General features: G+C 56.3%; 17 protein-coding genes. 4 read left to right on the top strand and 13 right to left on the bottom strand.

Annotated features, from left to right (window positions below; translation table 11 throughout):
• Nucleotides 1-251: transposase family protein (locus G565_RS26345; RefSeq protein WP_169579630.1), on the bottom strand; the 251-nt coding region annotated here is incomplete at its 3' end.
• 158 nt (nucleotides 252-409) lie between these two features.
• Between G565_RS26345 and G565_RS23565 the strand changes: the two genes are divergently transcribed.
• Nucleotides 410-1,453, top strand: coding sequence for a vWA domain-containing protein (locus tag G565_RS23565; RefSeq protein WP_157600032.1), 1,044 nt, complete (start codon nucleotides 410-412; stop codon nucleotides 1,451-1,453).
• A 155-nt stretch (nucleotides 1,454-1,608) separates the two neighbouring features.
• On the opposite strand, the gene oadA is transcribed toward G565_RS23565, so the two are convergent.
• The gene (gene oadA / locus G565_RS0108790; RefSeq protein WP_028670588.1) at nucleotides 1,609-3,408 is read right to left on the bottom strand and encodes a sodium-extruding oxaloacetate decarboxylase subunit alpha; all 1,800 of its coding nucleotides are present in this window, start codon (nucleotides 3,406-3,408) and stop codon (nucleotides 1,609-1,611) included.
• A gap of 26 nt (nucleotides 3,409-3,434) precedes the next feature.
• Complete coding sequence (locus G565_RS0108785) at nucleotides 3,435-4,850, bottom strand: acetyl-CoA carboxylase biotin carboxylase subunit (RefSeq protein ID WP_028670587.1); 1,416 nt, start codon at nucleotides 4,848-4,850, stop codon at nucleotides 3,435-3,437.
• 122 nt (nucleotides 4,851-4,972) lie between these two features.
• Between G565_RS0108785 and G565_RS0108780 the strand changes: the two genes are divergently transcribed.
• Nucleotides 4,973-5,938 carry a LysR family transcriptional regulator gene (locus G565_RS0108780; protein ID WP_245584155.1) on the top strand — a complete coding sequence of 322 codons (966 nt, stop codon included), beginning with the start codon at nucleotides 4,973-4,975 and terminating at the stop codon, nucleotides 5,936-5,938.
• A 163-nt stretch (nucleotides 5,939-6,101) separates the two neighbouring features.
• Here the strand turns inward: G565_RS0108780 and ppk2 are convergent, their stop codons facing one another.
• Nucleotides 6,102-7,247: a polyphosphate kinase 2 gene (gene ppk2, locus G565_RS23560; RefSeq protein WP_051207644.1), complete on the bottom strand. Its 1,146-nt coding sequence runs from the start codon at nucleotides 7,245-7,247 to the stop codon at nucleotides 6,102-6,104.
• A 329-nt stretch (nucleotides 7,248-7,576) separates the two neighbouring features.
• Between ppk2 and G565_RS0108770 the strand changes: the two genes are divergently transcribed.
• Nucleotides 7,577-8,242 (top strand): ZIP family metal transporter, encoded by a 666-nt coding sequence (locus G565_RS0108770; protein WP_211227149.1) that lies wholly within the window; start codon nucleotides 7,577-7,579, stop codon nucleotides 8,240-8,242.
• Between the two features lie 92 nt (nucleotides 8,243-8,334).
• Nucleotides 8,335-9,654, top strand: a complete 1,320-nt coding sequence (locus tag G565_RS0108765; protein ID WP_028670584.1) for a PQQ-dependent sugar dehydrogenase — start codon at nucleotides 8,335-8,337, stop codon at nucleotides 9,652-9,654.
• An 82-nt stretch (nucleotides 9,655-9,736) separates the two neighbouring features.
• Here G565_RS0108765 and fdhD read toward each other — a convergent pair whose 3' ends face one another.
• The 9 genes from fdhD to G565_RS0108720 form a co-directional block, all read right to left on the bottom strand.
• Nucleotides 9,737-10,549, bottom strand: a complete 813-nt coding sequence (fdhD, locus tag G565_RS0108760) for a formate dehydrogenase accessory sulfurtransferase FdhD (protein WP_028670583.1) — start codon at nucleotides 10,547-10,549, stop codon at nucleotides 9,737-9,739.
• 120 nt (nucleotides 10,550-10,669) lie between these two features.
• Nucleotides 10,670-11,080 (bottom strand): RidA family protein, encoded by a 411-nt coding sequence (locus G565_RS0108755; protein WP_028670582.1) that lies wholly within the window; start codon nucleotides 11,078-11,080, stop codon nucleotides 10,670-10,672.
• On the bottom strand, nucleotides 11,080-11,520 hold the full coding sequence (locus G565_RS23555; protein ID WP_051207640.1) for an acyl-CoA thioesterase: 441 nt from the start codon (nucleotides 11,518-11,520) through the stop codon (nucleotides 11,080-11,082). Before G565_RS23555 ends, G565_RS0108755 begins: the two co-directional genes overlap by 1 nt.
• 2 nt (nucleotides 11,521-11,522) lie before the next feature.
• Nucleotides 11,523-12,203, bottom strand: coding sequence for an ABC transporter ATP-binding protein (locus tag G565_RS0108745; RefSeq protein WP_028670581.1), 681 nt, complete (start codon nucleotides 12,201-12,203; stop codon nucleotides 11,523-11,525).
• Nucleotides 12,196-12,948 carry an ABC transporter ATP-binding protein gene (locus G565_RS0108740; protein WP_028670580.1) on the bottom strand — a complete coding sequence of 251 codons (753 nt, stop codon included), beginning with the start codon at nucleotides 12,946-12,948 and terminating at the stop codon, nucleotides 12,196-12,198. The genes G565_RS0108745 and G565_RS0108740 overlap by 8 nt, the downstream gene beginning before the upstream one ends.
• Nucleotides 12,941-13,978, bottom strand: coding sequence for a branched-chain amino acid ABC transporter permease (locus G565_RS0108735; protein WP_051207653.1), 1,038 nt, complete (start codon nucleotides 13,976-13,978; stop codon nucleotides 12,941-12,943). The genes G565_RS0108740 and G565_RS0108735 overlap by 8 nt, the downstream gene beginning before the upstream one ends.
• A gap of 11 nt (nucleotides 13,979-13,989) precedes the next feature.
• Nucleotides 13,990-14,910 carry a branched-chain amino acid ABC transporter permease gene (locus tag G565_RS0108730; RefSeq protein WP_028670578.1) on the bottom strand — a complete coding sequence of 307 codons (921 nt, stop codon included), beginning with the start codon at nucleotides 14,908-14,910 and terminating at the stop codon, nucleotides 13,990-13,992.
• A gap of 49 nt (nucleotides 14,911-14,959) precedes the next feature.
• Nucleotides 14,960-16,102, bottom strand: a complete 1,143-nt coding sequence (locus G565_RS0108725; RefSeq protein ID WP_028670577.1) for an ABC transporter substrate-binding protein — start codon at nucleotides 16,100-16,102, stop codon at nucleotides 14,960-14,962.
• A gap of 432 nt (nucleotides 16,103-16,534) precedes the next feature.
• Nucleotides 16,535-18,154 carry a benzoate-CoA ligase family protein gene (locus G565_RS0108720; protein WP_028670576.1) on the bottom strand — a complete coding sequence of 540 codons (1,620 nt, stop codon included), beginning with the start codon at nucleotides 18,152-18,154 and terminating at the stop codon, nucleotides 16,535-16,537.
• Nucleotides 18,155-18,263 lie beyond the last annotated feature (109 nt).

Here is an 18,263-nt window from a genome sequence, read left to right as displayed (position 1 = left end):
TTACACTTGACCCTTGGCAACCGAGCGTGCAGGTAAGTAGCAAACTGCATGGTATCCAGATGGCGCCAGGTCCGGGATTCACGTTCATCGTGTTTTGGACATAATGTTCCGCACTCAGGACACGCGCCAGTGGAGTCGACATACTCAATCTCGATATCGACTCGGCTATTGGCCATGTTGAGGTCTACCGAGCTTGTCTCCCAGGGCGAATGAATACCCAGAAGCAGTGCATAATGCTCTTCGATTTCCACAGAAAGACTCCCCGTAAATTCGGTATGATCAAGTCCTGATTATACTGGATTTCCACAGGAAACTACGAAGAGCCTCTTTTATTTTCAGAAGCTTAGCCGTTTATGGACGGGCACTAGCTAATGCGCTGACCGAGGTGGCAATTGATCTGGACGGTACCTTGTCGACCACACTAACGCTCCCGGCAGTACAAACCGATGATGCGACAGCCACGGAAATGAGACTCAAATTGTTGGTGTTTCACCTGGGTGCCGACGGTGTTTTGATCAATGCGGTACTGGTGCCCAAAGACAAGGCCGGCACCTTTGCCTCTGCGGTATCGTCTGCGGTTAATCCGAACAATACCGTCAGATCGGGTTCAACGCTGGTCAGCACGTCCGAGAGTTTTGCTGTACAAGCAGGTTCGGACAAAGCCGATTTTCTGTTTGTTGTGGATGATTCCGGCAGCATGAGTGATGAGCAGGATGCATTGAGCCAGGCCGCACAAGATTTCGTGGCTGTGATCAATAATTCGGGCTTTGATTATTCGATTGGCGTTATTACGACCGGTTACGACTCTGTGTTAACTCAGCATGACACTGATTTCCCCAAGCTGCTTACCCCCGCAGAGGGGTCTGATGGTCTCACCGAGCTTGAAAACCGGTTGGTTGCCGGGACGGGTGGTAGTTCCACTGAGACCGGTATATATAATGCGGAGACAACACTGTCTGCAGGAGGCGATGCGGCCGATGAGGGCATGCCCAGACAGAATTCTTCGCTGTCGGTAATCTTGCTTAGTGATGAAGAGAGTCAATATGAACGCCGGTCAACAGACGGTGTTGCATTTGATGTCGCGAATAATGTGTTCGTGACTGAAGGATATACGTTTCACTCAATTGTGGAGCCATATGATGCAGAAGACAGCCAATATGACGATCTGAGCAATGAAACCAGTGGCTTGGTTGCCGATATTGAAAATCTGCTGAGCTTTGAGCAGTTTATGACAGATATCGCCGATGCGGCGGGCGCAATCAGTTCGCAATTTGGATTGAGCCAGGAACCGATTACCACCTCCATTGTGGTTACGAACAATGGGGCGACAGTACCTCGTAGTCTAAGTAATGGCTGGTCGATTAATGAAGGCTCAACGCGCATTGTATTTCATGGTACCGAATTACCTGCCGCCGGTGATGAAATTGTCGTTAGCTATCGCTATGCAGGCTGAGCAATACATGAGGGTGGTAGACTGGCCATCACTCTTTGTGATTGAAACAGACTGGTAGTATTTGCCAGTCTTTTCCAGCAAATGGTTGCGAGGGGGTTGTGCAAGCACCCTTTCGACGCGGGGTGCTTGCGGTTCAGTTTTAGGCCTTTCCCCGCTCAACCAATATCGACCAATATCTCGCCCGGTGTCACCCTGTCGCCTTTTACAACATACACCGCCTTTACGGTGCCAGCGACACTGGCGTTAATCTCGGTTTCCATTTTCATGGCTTCGGTGACCAGCACAGCCTGGCCCGCTTCAACGGCATCGCCTTCGCTGACGAGCACATCCACAATGTTACCCGGCATCGCGGCTGTTACGTGCCCGGGCTCGGAGGCTTTTTGTCGGCCGCTGCCACGGCCATCGGCGACGTATTCGTTCAGGCTTTCAAATACCACTTCTTCTGGCATGCCATCCAGAGAGATATAGAGTTTGCGCTTACCGCTGCCAAAATCACCAACCCCGGTCACAGCCACTTCGTAAGTTTCGCCGTGAACGTCGACCTTGAATTCGGTGGGTGTTGCACCTGACGGCTTGTGGGCTGCTGTGGATTCAGGCGGCAACAGGGGTTCAGGGACCAGGGTGCCTTCGGCTCGTTGCTTCAGGAATTCGCGACCCATGTCCGGAAACATGGCGAAGGTTAAGACGTCTTCTTTGCATTGGGCTAATTCGTCAATGTCGCGGGTCAGTGTGTGCATTTCCGGTTTCAGTGCATCGGCGGGGCGTGCGTCGGAGACGCTTTCGTTACCGATGGCTTTTTTCAGCACCCGGGCATTGACTTCGGCCGGTGGCTTCCCGTAACCGCCCAGTAAGTAGCGCTTCACCTCATTGGTGATGGTTTTATATCGTTCACCGGCCAATACGTTGTAGACCGCTTGGGTGCCGACGATTTGGGACGTCGGCGTCACCAGGGGTGGGAACCCCAGGTCTTCGCGCACGCGTGGAATTTCGTTGAACACGTCACGAATGCGGTCAAGTGCATTTTGTTCTTTTAACTGGTTGGCCAGGTTGGACATCATACCGCCCGGGACCTGATTGATTTGTACCGAGATGTCTTCGCGGGTGAATTCACTTTCAAACTGATGGTATTTTTTGCGTACCTCGCGGAAGTAATCGGCCACTTCCTGTAAGGGGGCCAGATCCAGACCGGTGTCCCAGGGGGTGTCTTTCAGTGCCGCGACCTGGGTTTCTGTGGCCGGGTGACTGGTGCCGCCCGCAAACGAAGAAATGGCGGTGTCGATTCGGTCCGCGCCGGCCTCAATGGCTTTTAATTGGCATTGGGCCGCTAGGCCAGCGGTCGAGTGGCTGTGAATGACCAGGGGCAAGTCGACTTCGGCTTTGATCGCTTTGACCAGATCATAGGTCGCATACGGCGTCAGCAAGCCAGCCATGTCTTTGATCGCTATGGAGTCCGCTCCCATGTCACGCAATGCCCGGGCCTGCTCGGTAAACATGGCCAGCGTGTGCACTGGGCTGGTGGTGTAGCAGAGTGTGCCCTGGGCGTGTTTGCCGGCTTTCTTTACCGCCTTCATGGCAACGTCCAGGTTGCGCAGGTCGTTCAGTGCATCGAATACCCGAAACACATCGATGCCGTTGTCCGCCGCTGACTGAACAAAAGCTTCAACCACGTCGTCGGCGTAGTGCCGGTATCCCAGCAAATTCTGGCCGCGCAGCAACATTTGCAGTCGGGTTTTGGGCAGGGCTGCCCGCAATTGGCGCAAGCGTTCCCACGGGTCTTCCTTCAGGAAACGAACGCAGGCATCAAAGGTTGCGCCACCCCAGACTTCCAGGGACCAGTAGCCGATGTTATCGAGCTTCTCGCAAATGGGCAGCATGTCTTCCGTACGCATGCGAGTGGCGATCAGCGATTGGTGGGCATCACGCAGGGTGAGGTCGGTCACTTCAATCGGTTTCATCTTTTTCTCCTCTTGACCGGTGGTGTTTACCAGCCAGCGTGGGCGGCAATGGCTGACGCCAGAACCAGCGCTATTTCACTGGGGTGACGTTTGGTGGAATAGTTCAGAAGTTCCGGATGGTCGGGCACAAAGCTGGTGTTGAAATCGCCTTTCTGAAAGTCGGGGTGCGCGAGAATTTGCTGGTAGTAATTGGATGTGGTGCGAATACCGTGCAGGCGCATGTCGTCCAGGGCGCGGCGACCACGGGCGATGACGTCATCCCAGGTCAGAGCCCATACCACCAGTTTCAGGCACATCGAATCGAAGTAGGGTGGGATGTCGTACCCGGTAAAAATAGCGGTGTCGACCCGAACACCCGGTCCGCCCGGTGCATAATAATGCGTGATGCGGCCGAAGCTTGGGAGAAAATCGTTCTTGGGGTCTTCGGCGTTGATACGAAACTGTATGGCGTAACCGTGCAGTTGAATGTCTTGCTGGTCGTAGCGCAGCGGCAGGCCCGAGGCAATGCGCAGTTGTTCCTGAACAATATCAACCCCGGTCACCTGTTCGGTGATGGTGTGTTCTACCTGAACGCGTGTGTTCATTTCCATGAAGTACACTTCGTTTCCGGTTAACAGAAACTCAACCGTACCGGCATTTTCGTACCCAACGGCTTTGGCGGCCCGTACTGCCAGTTCACCAATATATTGGCGCTGCTCCGGAGTGATTTGCGGGCTGGGTGCGATCTCGATCAGTTTTTGGTTGCGTCGTTGAATCGAGCAGTCACGCTCGAATAAATGAATCACATTGCCTTCGGCATCAGCGAGAATCTGGGCTTCGATGTGACGTGGATTAACAATGCACTTCTCCATGAACACATCGGCTGAGCCAAAGGCTTTGGTCGCCTCGGAGATAACCCGGGGGTACTGTTTGGTCAGTTCCTCGGCCGTATCGCAACGCCGAATACCGCGGCCACCGCCACCGGATGTGGCCTTCAGCATGATCGGGTAGCCAATTGTCTCCGCCAGTGCCAGCGCTTCTTCCAGGTTGGCGAGGTTGCCGTCTGAACCCGGTGTGACTGGTACGCCGGCAGCGCGCATGCTGTCCCGGGCCGACGTCTTATCGCCCATTTTCGCGATAACCGTGGATTTGGGGCCAATGAAGGTGATGCCTTTTTGCTCACACAGTTGTGCGAAGCGGGCGTTTTCGGACAGGAAACCGTAGCCCGGGTGGATGGCGTCACAGCCGGTTTCCAGAGCCCGATTGACGATGCGCAGTGGGTCCAGATACCCCTCGAGCGGATCATCGCCCAATGAGTAGGCTTCATCGGCACGTTTTACGTGAAGGCCGTAGCGGTCCGGTTCGGTATAAATGGCCACTGAGCGAATGCCCAGTTCCGAACAGGCGCGAATGATGCGGACGGCGATTTCACCGCGATTTGCTATGAGCACCTTTTTCAACACAGGTTTTTCTCCCTCGGTGGGTCGATGCCACTAACCTATCTCAGGTTTTTCATAATTTAAAATTGATATAATTTATATTTTCCATAAGCTCTTGGTTATGGATAGCTTAAAAGGTAGGGGAAATGGTGAGACTGAGTGTTCAAAAACTGATCAGTCGACTCTCGTTGCGGCAATTGGAGGTGTTTTTGGCCGTGTACGAAGAGCAGGGCTATGGCAAAGCGGCGAATGCACTGGGGCTGACTCAGCCGGCGGTCAGCTCTCAAATCAGGCAGCTGGAGAGCGCCCTGGGTCAAAAACTGTTCGAATACATCGGCCGCCGTCTGTACTGCACGGCTACGGGGGAAATCGTGGCCGCAAGCGTGCGCAGCCTGTTTGCGGAGCTGAGCCGGTTGCAAAGCGACATCCATGGGCTGGAGGGGCGAATATCCGGTGACCTTAAACTCGCTGCAGTGAATACCGCTCAGTATGTGATGCCGTACTTGCTGAAACCCTTTCTGGACTTGTACCCGGAGGTCAATGTATCGGTGCAGGTGGTCAACCGGGCGCTGGCCATCGATCGGCTGTCGAGCAGCACCGATGATCTGATGATCATGGGTATTGTGCCCAATGACCGACCTCTGTCGTCTGTGCCGTTTCTCGACAATGAGCTGATTCCGGTGATACCCGCCAACCATCCGCTGTGTGGTCAGGCCAATGTCACACCTCAGGAGTTTTTACGGCAGAATTTCCTGGCGCGTGAGCGTGGTTCCGGCAGTCGCCTGGCGCTGGAACAGCATTGTCATCAACAGCGACTGCGTATGGCACCACTGATGGAGGTCGGTTCAAATGAGGCGCTTAAACATGCCGTTATTGCCGGCATCGGTGTGGCTATTCTGCCTCGCCTGAGTGTATTGGCTGAGCTGCGACTGGGCAGTTTGAAAACATTGCCACTGGAGGGGTTTCCGATCCGCCGGTCCTGGTGTCTGGTGTACCCTACGGTTAAAAGCCTGTCACCGGTGACCCGGCGTTTTATTGAGTATATTCAGGCTAATCTTGCTGCTATTGACCGGCAGTTTGCACATATGGCCAGGGAGGGAGCGCCGGTCTGAATCCGTGCGGTCAACAGCCAGGAGAATAGAGGGATGGCACCTTAATTGTGTGGCCTTAGGCGAGTCAGGCTGTGGCCCTAAAGCCGATTTAAGGATGCTCATGCCCTCTCAATTTACGAGCAAAAGCGTGATCTATAGCCATCGTTTTTTAAATGGCCATCAGTCAGGTCCGTTTACCGTTGGGCTTTTCAATTATCTTGTCTTCAGTGGCAGGACTCACAATGAGCGGATCGATGGACCCTATCCGTTTGCTCTCCTTGTTTGGATAGTTAAACTGGTTCAGGACATAGCGCATGGCACTTAGCCGCGCGCGCTTCTTATAGTCTGATTTGATCACAACCCAGGGGCAATCGACTGTATCGGTCTGAGCAAACATGGCCTCCTTGGCCTTGGAGTAGGCGTCCCATTTATCCAGGGAAGCCCGGTCGACCGGGCTGAGCTTCCATTGCTTTAGGGGGTGGCTTTCGCGCTCGACAAAACGGCGTTTCTGCTCTTCCCGAGTGACCGAAAACCAGAATTTGATGATGTGTATGCCTGACCGTATCAGGTTTTTTTCAAAGTCCGGTACCTGACGCATGAATTCGCTATAGGCTTTGTCTGAACAGAAGCCCATGACGCGCTCCACACCTGCCCGGTTGTACCAGGATCGATCAAACAGAACGATTTCGCCATCGGTGGGCAAATGTGCCACATAGCGCTGAAAATACCATTGCCCCTGCTCGGTAGGGGTGGGTTTTTCCAGTGCAACGACCCGGGCACCCCTTGGGTTCAGGTGGTCCATAAACCGCTTGATCGTACCGCCTTTGCCAGCTGCGTCACGGCCTTCAAACAGGATCACAACGCGCGAGCCGGTGTCTTTTACCCAGCGCTGTAATTTGAGCAGCTCTACCTGAAGGTAATACTTTTGCCGTTCATATGCCTTGCGACGCATGCGGTTTTTATAGGGGTACCGTCTCTCACGCCAGTCCGGCATTAGCTCATTGTCGGAGTCCATACCCAATTGTGCAGTATTCAGAAATTTATCACTGAGCAGTGTCTTGTGCAGTAATGCAACGTCGTCGGGTGAGGCGCCGGACAGTATCGCACTCAAGCGGCCGGATATGTCTTCGATGATCGATTCATCGGTTTCTTTCGACGCCATGGCTGAGATCTCTTTGAGTACTACGCCCAGTGAGTCCTGAGCCTCTTGGGTGCTTTCCCGGGACTTGTACTCTGCAATAGCGGCCGGTGCCAGATCCCTAGCCGTATCACCGGATGCAATGGTATTGCGTGCTTCGGTATGTGTTCGTTCAGACTTCTTGCCAGCCATGTGTCACCCTCTTGGTTATACCGTTCAGTATAGAATAGAGAACCGGTCTCGTTTTGGCTTTATGGTACACCTCTGATCGAGCTCATAGTCAGCATACCTTGGCCGGGGTCAGTGTTGGTCAATCGGTGTCAGTGACCTATGCTTTGGCTGGATTGTCAGGTAGTTTGGCTGTTAAGGCTATTTCACCGGTTTCGCTAACGGGCGCCTGGTGAGGTGTAAACTCTGTGGTCATGCAAGTCTGACTGGGCGAAGGTGACTGCTACTGGAGAGCGTGCAATGTGAGCGACTGGATACCGGTTGTACTTCTGACATTAATGGCAGGAATAGCCATGCCTTTAGGCGCAGCGATAGCCAGTTTCGAACATATTCGTCCTCGCTGGCTCGAATCTGAAGTACGCCACGGTGTAATTGCGTTTGGCGGTGGCGCTCTGTTGTCTTCTGTTGCCCTGGTGCTCGTCCCTGAAGGGATGCATCGCCTCGAAGCGCTGTCTGTTGCTCTGTGGTTCATCGCCGGCGGCCTGGCCTTTATGATCCTCGATATCGCTTTGGCCGCCAAGGCAACACCCGCCAATCAGCTAGTGGCCATGTTGTCTGACTTTATTCCGGAGGCACTGGCGTTGGGGGCTACGTTTGCCGTATCGAGCAGTGCCGGTTTCCTGCTGGCGGGTATTATTGCGCTGCAAAACCTGCCTGAAGGGTTTAATGCATCCCGGGAACTGGCCCGGTCGACGCACTATCGTTCAACGCAGATCATTACTGCGTTCGCGCTTATGGCATTGCTCGGACCGTTATGTGGTCTGACTGGCTATTATGTACTGGCCGATTACCCGGCAGTCGTTTCCTCGATTATGTTGTTTGCAGCAGGAGGCATTTTGTACATTGTCTTTCAGGATATTGCCCCCCAGGCCAAATTGAAAAAGCACTGGGCGCCGCCGCTTGGCGCGGTAGCCGGATTTCTACTGGGTATGATGGGTAAGTTTGCGACGGGAGCTTAGTCGGTCCGGTTGCGATTTCGATCATACCCACTATTGTTCCCTTAAACGGCGCTCGTTCCCGGTCACTCCGATCCCATTATTAGGTAGCTACGATGTTTTTGCCTCTATCAAAACGACTTCTGGTGCTCGCGGTGATATCCATTACTGCCGGGTGTTCACAGCAAAGCGCGTTGCCGGCTGGCACTGATACAGGGGCGAGCCCACAACTGCCGGAACCGGAAATGTCACTGGTGCCAACCGTGAACCCGGCAAAAGCCATTGGTTGGTCAGAGGGTCGGTTGCCTTTACCGGCCGAGGGGTTAAGTGTTCAGGTTTATGCGCAGGGCCTGGATCATCCACGCTGGCTTTATGAGCTACCCAACGGAGATGTCCTGGTGGCCGAATCCAATGCACCTGCTGATTCTGGCGGCTTTTCCGGGCTTAAAGGCTGGGTCGCCGGGTTGATCATGAAGCGAGCCGGAGCTGCCACTTCAAGTGCCGACCGCATCACGCTGCTTCGTGACAGTGACAACGATGGTGTCGCCGACTTTCAGACTGTGTTTCTTGATCAATTGCACTCTCCATTTGGCATGGTGTTGGTAGGCAACGAGCTTTATGTCGCCAACACGGATGCCCTGATGCGGTTTCCATACCGTCAGGGCCAAACTGAGATCACCGTTGAAGGCAGCAAAGTGACCGACCTGCCCGCGGGAGAACTGAATCATCACTGGACCAAGAATGTTATTGCAAGCCAGGACGGTACACGGCTGTATGTTACCGTCGGTTCCAACAGTAATGTGGGGGAAAATGGTCTGGACAATGAGGTTGACCGGGCGGCCGTTCTGGAAGTTAACCCTCAAACCGGTGAGTATCGGGTGTTTGCGTCCGGTTTGCGCAACCCGGTCGGGCTGGCCTGGCAGCCTCAAAGTGGCGAGCTGTGGACGACGGTTAACGAGCGGGATGAGCTGGGCGATTTATTGGTGCCAGACTACATGACGGTTGTCAGTGACGGTGATTTCTATGGCTGGCCGTTTAGCTACTTTGGCGATAATCCGGACCCACGCGTTCAGCCACCACGTCCGGATTTGGCGGCGACCGCATTGGTTCCCGATTATGCGTTGGGTGCCCATACCGCGTCTCTTGGTCTGGCTTTCTATAACCACGATCAACTGCCTCAATATCGCAATGGTGCCCTGATCGGGCAGCATGGTTCCTGGAATCGTCGTGATCGCAGCGGATACAAAGTGGTTCATGTGCCGTTTAACGATGGCGAGCCAGTGGACCAACCTGAAGATGTTCTCTCGGGCTTTTTAACGGATGATGGTGAGGCACTGGGCCGCCCGGTCGGTGTTATTGTTGATCAGTCCGGGGCTATTCTAGTGGCTGATGATGTCGGTAACATAATCTGGCGAGTAGCTGCACAACAGCAGTGAAACTGCCTGATCAACGGTCGTTTGTTTGTCGGCGTGGCTGGAGACTGGCTTGACCAATGCGCAAAAAGTCGCGGACATCGTGCTACAGGGAGGGGCGCTCGGGGCTGTAATACCTCGGTTGGTTATCGCGAGCCAGGTGGATGAGATTCAGGTTATAGCGGCGAGCCTGATCAACGGCGAGGGTGCTGGGAGCAGCGAGGTTAACCAGGGTGGATGCTCCGGCGATGATGGCCTTGTTAACCAGCTCCACACTGCAACGGCTGCTCATTACCAGGGTGTGGCCCGATAGTGAGTACTCACGGCGCAAGGCATGGCCAATGAGTTTATCAAGGGCGTTGTGACGGCCGATGTCTTCGCGGCAAGCGATCAGGGTGCCGTTCGGGTCGACAAGAGCCGCTGCGTGAATGGCCCCGACCCGGGGGCCGAGCACCTGTGCCCGGGAAAGCAGCTCGCGCAACGGGCTCAGTCGCTCGCGGGGTAATACTGGCGCCGGTGTCAGAGGCTCCAATGGCGCAAAGGCGCTTTCCAGTGAATCACTGCCACACAATCCGCAGCCTGTGGCGCCGAGCATTTGCCGTTGTCGCTGGCGGTATTGGGCCTGGCGACGTGCGCTCAGAGTTGCGTCTAACACATAGGCGGGCAGAGCATCGGGGGTGTGAGTGGGTGTTAACGTCCAGTCCAGCAGGTCGGTCGCACGTTTTATAACACCCTCGCTCAGGCTGAACCCCACCAGGAAGTCGTCCAAATCAGTGGGCGTCAGCATCATGATGCCGTGGGTAATGTCGCCATAGCTGATGGCAACCGGAACCTCTTCAATCAGCTCGGTCTCTGTATCGGACGGTGCCTGCCATAGGGCACTGAAAGACCGGTGGCCGGACGCGGGTGGCAGTGACATCTGAGCGACCCCGGTATCTCTGGAATGGACCACGGAGTGTACCGGATTGTTGGCCGGGTGTGAGCCTGTCAGCGACCTTATGGGTTGTTGCCACGGCATTGATAGCGACACCACAGGCGTTTACCCCGGAATCACCGCTGTGGCTTCTATTTCTACTTTGGCGTCATCTTCGATCAGGTCGGCCACTTGTACCATGGTCATCGCCGGAAAATGTTTGCCGAGCACAGCACGGTAGGCGTTGCCCACGTCGGTCAGGCGGCTGAGGTATTCGGCCTTGTCGGTGACGTACCAGGTCAGGCGGACCAGATGTTCGGGCTTGGCATCGGCTTCTTTCAATACGGCAACAATGTTGTGCAATGCCTGCTCAATCTGGCCGACGAAGTCATCTGTCTCAAAGACTTGTTCGGCATTCCAGCCGATCTGGCCGCCAACAAAGACGGTTCTACCCTCGGCCAGCATGCCGTTGGCGTAGCCGACCGCGCGTTTCCAGTGGCTGGGGTGAAGCAGTTGGTGGGGGGTGGGTGCAGGCATCAGGAGGATCCTTTTTCAGTCGTAACCGCGGGGGTTTCCCGGTCGCGTTCAAAACGTTGGCGTAGGGTGTCAGGCCAGCGACGGGGTTTGCCGCTCGCCATGTCGACATACACGAGGGTGGATTCGTTGCTCAGGCGCAGAGTATTGCCGCAGTGTGCCGTGATGCACAGGGTGAGGCTGGCATTGCCAATACGGGTGACGGTTAACCGGAAATCGAGCCAGTCGCCAAGGCGGCTGGGTACTTTGAAGTCGGTTTTCAGGTTCACCGTCGGCACACTGGTGCCCGAGTCGATGTGCAGGCTGTTGAAATCCCGGCCAACGGCATCGGCAAACCAGTCTTCAACCACGGCGTTGATCATCTCGAAGTAACGCGGGAAGTAGACAATGCCAGCCGGGTCGCAGTGGCCGAATCGAACCTTGTGTCGGGTTTGGTAAGTCATGGTTATACGCCCAGGTATCGGTCTTTTAGGTCGTCAGTCAGGGCATCGGGTTCACCGGCCCAGACCGTCTGGCCTTTTTCCAGAATCAGGCAGTGACTGGCCAGAGGCAGCACTTCTTTCAGGGTCTTGTCGACCAGCAGAATCGACAAGCCCTCGGCCTTCAGCGTGCGTATCGCTCGCCAGATCTCCTGGCGAATGACCGGAGCCAGCCCTTCCGTGGCCTCATCAAGCACCAGCAGTTTGGGGTTGGTCATCAGGGCTCGGCCTATTGCCAGCATCTGCTGTTCGCCACCGGAAAGGGTGTTTGCGCTCTGGTCACGCCGTTCAGCCAGGCGTGGGAAGAGGCTTTCTACCCGGCGCTGGTTCCAGTGGCCTGGCCGGGCGGTGGCCAGCAGGTTTTCGCGCACCGAGAGGTTGGTGAAGCAACGTCGTCCCTCGGGCACCAGCCCCAGCCCCATCTGGGCGATACGAAAGCCCTGAGCCTTGGTGATGTCTTTGCCTTCAAATTCTATCGTGCCCGCCGAAGGCGGGGTGAGCCCGAACACCGAGCGTATGGTCGTGGTTTTACCCATGCCATTGCGGCCCATCAGTGCGACCAGTTCGCCGGCCGCGATGGACAGGTCAACGCCAAACAGGGCCTGGGACGGGCCGTAAAAGGTCTCCAGATTGGTTACGTTAAGCATGATCGTCCCCCAGATAGGCTTCGCGTACGTTCGGGTCGTTGCGAATGGTTTCGCTGGTGCCGTGAGCAATGACTTCGCCGGCCACCAATACCGAAATGCGGTCAGCCAGGCGGAAGACGGCATCCATATCGTGTTCGATCAGCAAGATGGGCACCTGGTGTTTGAGAGTTTCGAGCAGTGTGGTCAGCTTGGCGGTGCCTTCGGGTCCCAGGCCTGCCATGGGTTCATCCAGCAGTAATACCTTGGGCTTCAACGCCAGAGCGCAGGCTACTTCCACCTGCCGACGTTCGCCATGAGACAACTCGGCGACCTGGGTATCTGCCCGATGGCTCAGGGCCATCTGCTCCAGTACGGCCTCGGCCGGTTCGCGCAGACTGGTATCGCTATTGACGGGTGTCCAGAAGCGGAAGCTGGTGCCTTGCAGGGCTTGCACCGCCATCATGACGTTGCGCCGCACGCTCAGGCTTTCAGCCAGCGACGATACCTGGAAGCTACGGCCCAGTCCCTGACGCGCGCGCGCGGCAACTGAAAGGTCGTCGAGCGTTTGACCGTCGAGCCAGAGCGTGCCGGAATCCGGCGGCAGGGTGCCGGCAATCTGGGCGATCAGCGTGGATTTGCCCGCACCGTTCGGGCCGATCAGCGCATGGATCTCGCCTGGCATGACATTGAAAGACACGTCTTTCGTTGCATGCAAAGCGCCAAATCGCTTGTTCAGATTTTGTATGCGGAGCACGGCGTCATTCATGGCGGGATCTCCCCGCGAGCAGACCGAACACACCACCGCGCGCAAAAAGAACCACAGCCAATAGCACCAGGCCGAGAAAGAATTGCCAGTACTCGGTCAAACCGCCGAGCCAGAATTCCATGGCAACAAACAACATGGCTCCGGCGACCGGCCCATAGAGACGACCGACACCGCCGAGAATGACGATCACCATGATCTCACCGGAGCGATGCCAGTCGAGCATGGAGGTGCCGACGAAGCCATTCAGATCGGCAAAGAGCGCGCCAGCCAGGCCGGTTATCATGCCGCTGATCACAAAGGCCATCAACTTGATTGGCCGCGGCTCAACCCCCGAGGTCGCCAGCCGAATCGGGTTCAGCCGGGCCATGGTCAGTGCAGCGCCGAAGCGCGAGCCAAGCAGGCGATGGCAGAACGACAACGCCAGAACCAACAGACCAAAGCAGAGAAAAAAGAAGACGAGACTGTTGTTGGTATTCAGGCCCCAGAGCTGATTGCGAATGTAGATGGGCAGCCCATCTTCACCGCCGTAAGTCGGCCAGGAAATGGCGAAATAGTAGATCATTTGGGCAAAGGCCAGGGTGATCATGATGAAGTAAACGCCCGAGGTGCCCAGCGACAGTCGGCCAATGCCATAGGCGAGAAGGCCACACAGGGCAATGGCCGTCAGCCACAGTGGAATCATCTGGTCGCTGCCGTTGGGCAGAAACGGAATGCCGAGCGCCGGGGTCATATCGAAGGCGTGAAAGGCGCCAATACCGGCAACGTAGCCGCCCAGCCCGAAGTAAGCCGCATGGCCAAAACTGACCATGCCCCCGAAGCCGAGTGCCAGGTTGAGGCCGACGCCCGCCAGGGCAATGATGACCATGCGCGATGCCAGGTTGACGAAAAATCGTTCGCCGGCAAGGTAGGCGACGGTAGCGCCAACGACCAGAATCAGTAGCAGACTCAGGCTGATCCAGCCTTCCCGGTCGAGCCGGAAGCGGGTTGTTCGGGCCAGGCCGGTTGCAGTAAGGGTGTGTGATTGCGTCATGACCGGCATTCTCAGTGTTTCACGGCGAACAGGCCGTTGGGTTTGAAGATCAGGATGATGGCCATCAGGATGTAAATCAGCATCGAGGCAATGGCCGCCCCGACGCCAGACGCCGCGGAGGCTTCCATAAACAGCTTGAACAGATCGGGTAACAATACCCGGCCCAGCGTGTCGACCAGGCCCACCAGCAGGGCACCAACGAGGGCGCCCTTGATCGAGCCAATGCCGCCGATCACGATCACGACAAAGGCGAGAATCAACACCGGTTCGCCCATACCAACCTGAACCGACTGCAAGGCCCCGATGGTGGCACCGGCCAGCCCAGCCAGGCCGGCGCCCAGTGCGAAGACCAGGGTATAGAGCGTGCTGATGTCGACCCCCAGTGCACCGATCATCTCCCGGTCGTTTTCACCGGCGCGTATGCGCATGCCCAGTCGGGTGCGGCTGATCAGCAAATACAAGCCAATGGCAATCAGGACACCCATGCCGATGATGGCAAGGCGGTACAGCGGGTATTCGACACCGAAGGGCAAGCGAACAGACCCCGCCAGGCTCTGCGGGACGTTCAACCACAGAGGGGAGGACCCATATAGCCAGCGAGTTCCTTCGGAAAAAATAAGGATCAGCGCAAAGGTGGCAAGCACCTGATCGAGATGGTCGCGCTGATAAAGCCGCCGGATCACGGCAAATTCGACCAGGGCGCCTACGGCCGCTGCTGCGAGCGTTCCGGCCAGTAAACCTACCCAAAAATTTCCGGTGGTGCCCGTCACCCAGGCAGTTACAAAGGCACCGGTCATGTAAAACGACCCGTGCGCGAGGTTGATCAGCCCCATGACACCAAACACCAGCGTCAGGCCACTGGCCATCAGAAACAGCATGGTACCCAGCTGCAGGCCATTGAGCAGTTGTTCAAAGAGTAACGACAGGGTCACGCGGAAGTCCTCGCAGGTAATAGCAGGGGGAGCGAACTCCCCCGGTCAATCACATTGAGCATTGATCGACGTACACATCTTGCATGTCTTCAACGGCAACACCGACCAGCTGGTTGGTGACACCGTCGCCACTGGCGACCACTTCGCGGACATAGATGTCCTGAATCGGGTGGTGGTTGGCACCGAAACGGAAATCGCCGCGAACCGAATCAAAATCGGCAGCGCGCAGGGCTTCGCGGAAGGCGTCTTTGTCATCCGGATGCGCTTCATCAAGGGCGGAGAGAATCAAACGCGCCGTGTCATAGCCCTGGGAGGCGTACAAGGTCGGGGTGCGACCGTGTTTTTCCCGGAAGGCAGACACAAACGTCTGGTTGGCGGCGTTGTCGAGGTCGTAGGCCCACTGTGAGGTGTTGCGTACGCCAATCGCAGATTCGCCAATCGCACCGATGATGATTTCATCGAACGAGAAGGCCGGGCCGTAGACCGGAATGTCGACACCGGAGCCTGCATATTGCTTCATGAAAGCGATGCCCATGCCACCCGGCAGGAAGTAAAACACGCTGTCGGCACCACTCGCGCGGATCTGGGCAATTTCGGCGGCGTAATCGGTTTGCCCCAACTGGGTATAAACTTCGTTGGCCAGTTCACCGGTGTAACGGTTCTTGAAGCCTTCGAGCGCGTCGGTTCCGGCCGGGTAGTTCGGGGCCAGAATGAAGGCATTGTCGAACCCTTCGGTGCTCATGTACTCGCCCATCGCTTCGTGCAGGCTGTTGTTCTGCCAGGCGACGTTGAAGTAATTTTCGTGGCACAGCCGACCGGCCAGATCAGACGGCCCGGCGTTGACAGACAGGTAAAATGTACCCTGACGCACCACGCTCGGGATGACAGCCATGGCCAGGTTCGACCAGATAATCCCGGTCATGATGTCGACGTTTTCGCGCTGCACGAATTCATCGGCGAGGCTTTTGGCGACATCCGGTTTCTGGGCGTCGTCCTGAATCAACACTTCAACATCATCGCGACCGGACTGTTCAATGGCCAGCATAAAGCCATCGCGTGCATCCACACCCAGGTGCGCACCGCCACCGGACAGGGTCGTGATCATACCAATCTTAACGTCTTCAGCGTGCGTCGGTGCCGCAATGGCCGTTGCCATCAACAGTCCCAGACCTGCATTCATTACCTTCTTCATGGTCACACCTCCTGGTGTTTTTCTCGTTATTGTTTGACTCTCTGGTAGAACTAAACGCGTGCCGATGGTTCGCATCCGCCGTCGGATACGACCCCGGCGGGTCGCTGCAAGAACGTCCATGTAAGCTCGGCGGCTCCCATCCATGGGAGCCGACGCCCCGCCGGTGTCATATCCGACGGCGTATGCTTTCTTAGCCGGTTGCTTTGACGACTCTCAAAACATCATACCCAAGTCCGTTCGATGTTTGCTCGTCAAATGTCAGCTTTTTAATTTGACCACCTTTCTGGTTAAAGACTGTTAGCTGCCTTAGAAATTCGCGTTGACGTAACCACCCTTGCTTCCAGGGCGGTCGGGTATGTCCATTGGCACCTTAGAAAACCTTGGTACCGTCTAAAGTTTGTCGGCGAATTTCTAACTAACCGGGGGGTTCATTCAGCCCTTCTCCTTCAACCGAAATCGCTGAACCTTACCCGTGGCCGTTTTTGGCAATTGCTCGATGAACTTAATGGAGCGCGGGTATTTGTAGGGTGCGATCTGGCTTTTCACATAGTCCTGCAGGCGTTTGATGCAGTCCTCATCGGCGACCAGACCGTCGGCCAGCACGATGTGGGCCTGAACGATCTGGCCGCGCTCTTCGTCCTGGGCGCCGATGACCGCGCACTCCATGACGTCGGGATGGCCAAGCAGGCAAGCTTCGACTTCCGGGCCGGCAATGTTGTAGCCGGAACTGATGATCATGTCGTCGGTGCGGGCGGCGAAGTGGAAATAGCCCTCTTCATCCTGAGTAAACGCATCGCCGGTGAGGTTCCAGCCATCGCGCACGTAATTGAGTTGGCGGGCGTCGTCCATGTAGCGGCAGCCGGTGGGCCCGCGCACGGCGAGTTTGCCCACGGTGCCCCGGGGCACTTCGTTCATCTCGTCATCGACCACTTTTGCCTCGTACCCGGGAACGGGTGTGCCGGTGCAAGCGGGTCTGGCGTCGTCGGGCCGGTTGGAAATGAAAATGTGCAGCATTTCTGTGGCGCCGATGCCGTCGAGCATGGGTTTGCCGGTTTTTTGTTGCCACTCGTCGAATACCGGAGCCGGGAGGGTTTCGCCCGCCGATACCGCCGCACGCAGGCTGGACAGATCAGCGCCTTCATCCATGGCTTTCAGCATGACTCGATAAGCGGTCGGTGCGGTGAAAGAAATGGTGGCCTTATAGCGCTGAATAATATCGATCATATTTGGGGGCGAGGCGGTTTCCAGCAAGGTGGCGGTCGCGCCAAAGCGCAGCGGGAAAATGGCCAGGCCACCCAGACCAAAAGTAAACGCCAGGGGAGGTGAGCCAACGAACACGTCGTCTGGCGTGACGTTTAACACCTCTTTTGCGTAGGTATCGGCGACGGCCAACAAGTCACGATGACAATGCATGGTGGCTTTTGGCGAGCCGGTGGTACCGGAGGTAAACCCAAGCAGCGCGACGTCGTCTGACCGGGTAGCCGCCGCATCGAAGTGCACGGGTTTTTCCAGAGCCGCGTGGTCCAGTTCAGCATCGTGATTGGCGGTACCGTCAAAGCCGATGACGTGTTTCAGAAACTGGCTGTCAGCCGCGCAGCGTTTGATCTCATCGAGCAGGCGGGTGTCGCAGAGGGCATGAGAAATTTCAGCCTTGTCGACGATTCTGGCCAGCTCACCGGCGCGCAACATGGGCATGGTATTGACGGCAACTGCCCCCACTTTAGTGACGGCGAGCCAGCAGGCCACGAACGCTGGATTGTTGGCAGAACGAATCAATACCCGGTTGCCAGGCTTTATGCCAAAGTCATCGACCAGGGCATGTGCCAGGCGATTGGTCCAGTCAGCCAGTTCTTTGTAGGTGCGGCGACGGCCATTGCCGATCAGCGCGGTGCGATCTCCGAGGCCTTGCTCAACAAGACGATCGGTCAGTTCGACGCCGGCATTTAACTGCTCGGGGTAGTGTAACCCGTCGAGTAGAAACACCGGTTGTTGATCGGCCGGTGGCAGATGGTCACGACAGTAAGTATCGGTGTGGGCTGACGGAACTGACATGGTTTCCTCTCATTTATTGTTGTTAGTCAAGGTTCTGGGTCTTGGTCGGCCTTAGGGCGTTGGCCCGCATGAGCACACCCGGCACCCGCAGTTTGTCTGCTCAGCGAAT

The organism is Saccharospirillum impatiens DSM 12546, from assembly GCF_000423605.1.
GTDB lineage: Bacteria > Pseudomonadota > Gammaproteobacteria > Pseudomonadales > Natronospirillaceae > Saccharospirillum > Saccharospirillum impatiens.
Note: the sequence above shows the minus strand (reverse complement) of the source record. Positions and strands in the feature narration are given on the sequence as shown.

Excerpts from the sequence above, each read along its gene's own strand:
- oadA (WP_028670588.1), bottom strand. The coding sequence starts at position 3,408 with ATGAAACCGATTGAAGTGACCGACCTCACCCTGCGTGATGCCCACCAA.
- G565_RS0108780 (WP_245584155.1), top strand. The coding sequence starts at position 4,973 with ATGGTGAGACTGAGTGTTCAAAAACTGATCAGTCGACTCTCGTTGCGG.
- ppk2 (WP_051207644.1), bottom strand. The coding sequence starts at position 7,247 with ATGGCTGGCAAGAAGTCTGAACGAACACATACCGAAGCACGCAATACC.
- G565_RS0108770 (WP_211227149.1), top strand. The coding sequence starts at position 7,577 with ATGCCTTTAGGCGCAGCGATAGCCAGTTTCGAACATATTCGTCCTCGC.
- G565_RS0108765 (WP_028670584.1), top strand. The coding sequence starts at position 8,335 with ATGTTTTTGCCTCTATCAAAACGACTTCTGGTGCTCGCGGTGATATCC.
- fdhD (WP_028670583.1), bottom strand. The coding sequence starts at position 10,549 with ATGTCACTGCCACCCGCGTCCGGCCACCGGTCTTTCAGTGCCCTATGG.
- G565_RS0108755 (WP_028670582.1), bottom strand. The coding sequence starts at position 11,080 with ATGCCTGCACCCACCCCCCACCAACTGCTTCACCCCAGCCACTGGAAA.
- G565_RS23555 (WP_051207640.1), bottom strand. The coding sequence starts at position 11,520 with ATGACTTACCAAACCCGACACAAGGTTCGATTCGGCCACTGCGACCCG.
- G565_RS0108745 (WP_028670581.1), bottom strand. The coding sequence starts at position 12,203 with ATGCTTAACGTAACCAATCTGGAGACCTTTTACGGCCCGTCCCAGGCC.
- G565_RS0108740 (WP_028670580.1), bottom strand. The coding sequence starts at position 12,948 with ATGAATGACGCCGTGCTCCGCATACAAAATCTGAACAAGCGATTTGGC.
- G565_RS0108735 (WP_051207653.1), bottom strand. The coding sequence starts at position 13,978 with ATGACGCAATCACACACCCTTACTGCAACCGGCCTGGCCCGAACAACC.
- G565_RS0108725 (WP_028670577.1), bottom strand. The coding sequence starts at position 16,102 with ATGAAGAAGGTAATGAATGCAGGTCTGGGACTGTTGATGGCAACGGCC.
- G565_RS0108720 (WP_028670576.1), bottom strand. The coding sequence starts at position 18,154 with ATGTCAGTTCCGTCAGCCCACACCGATACTTACTGTCGTGACCATCTG.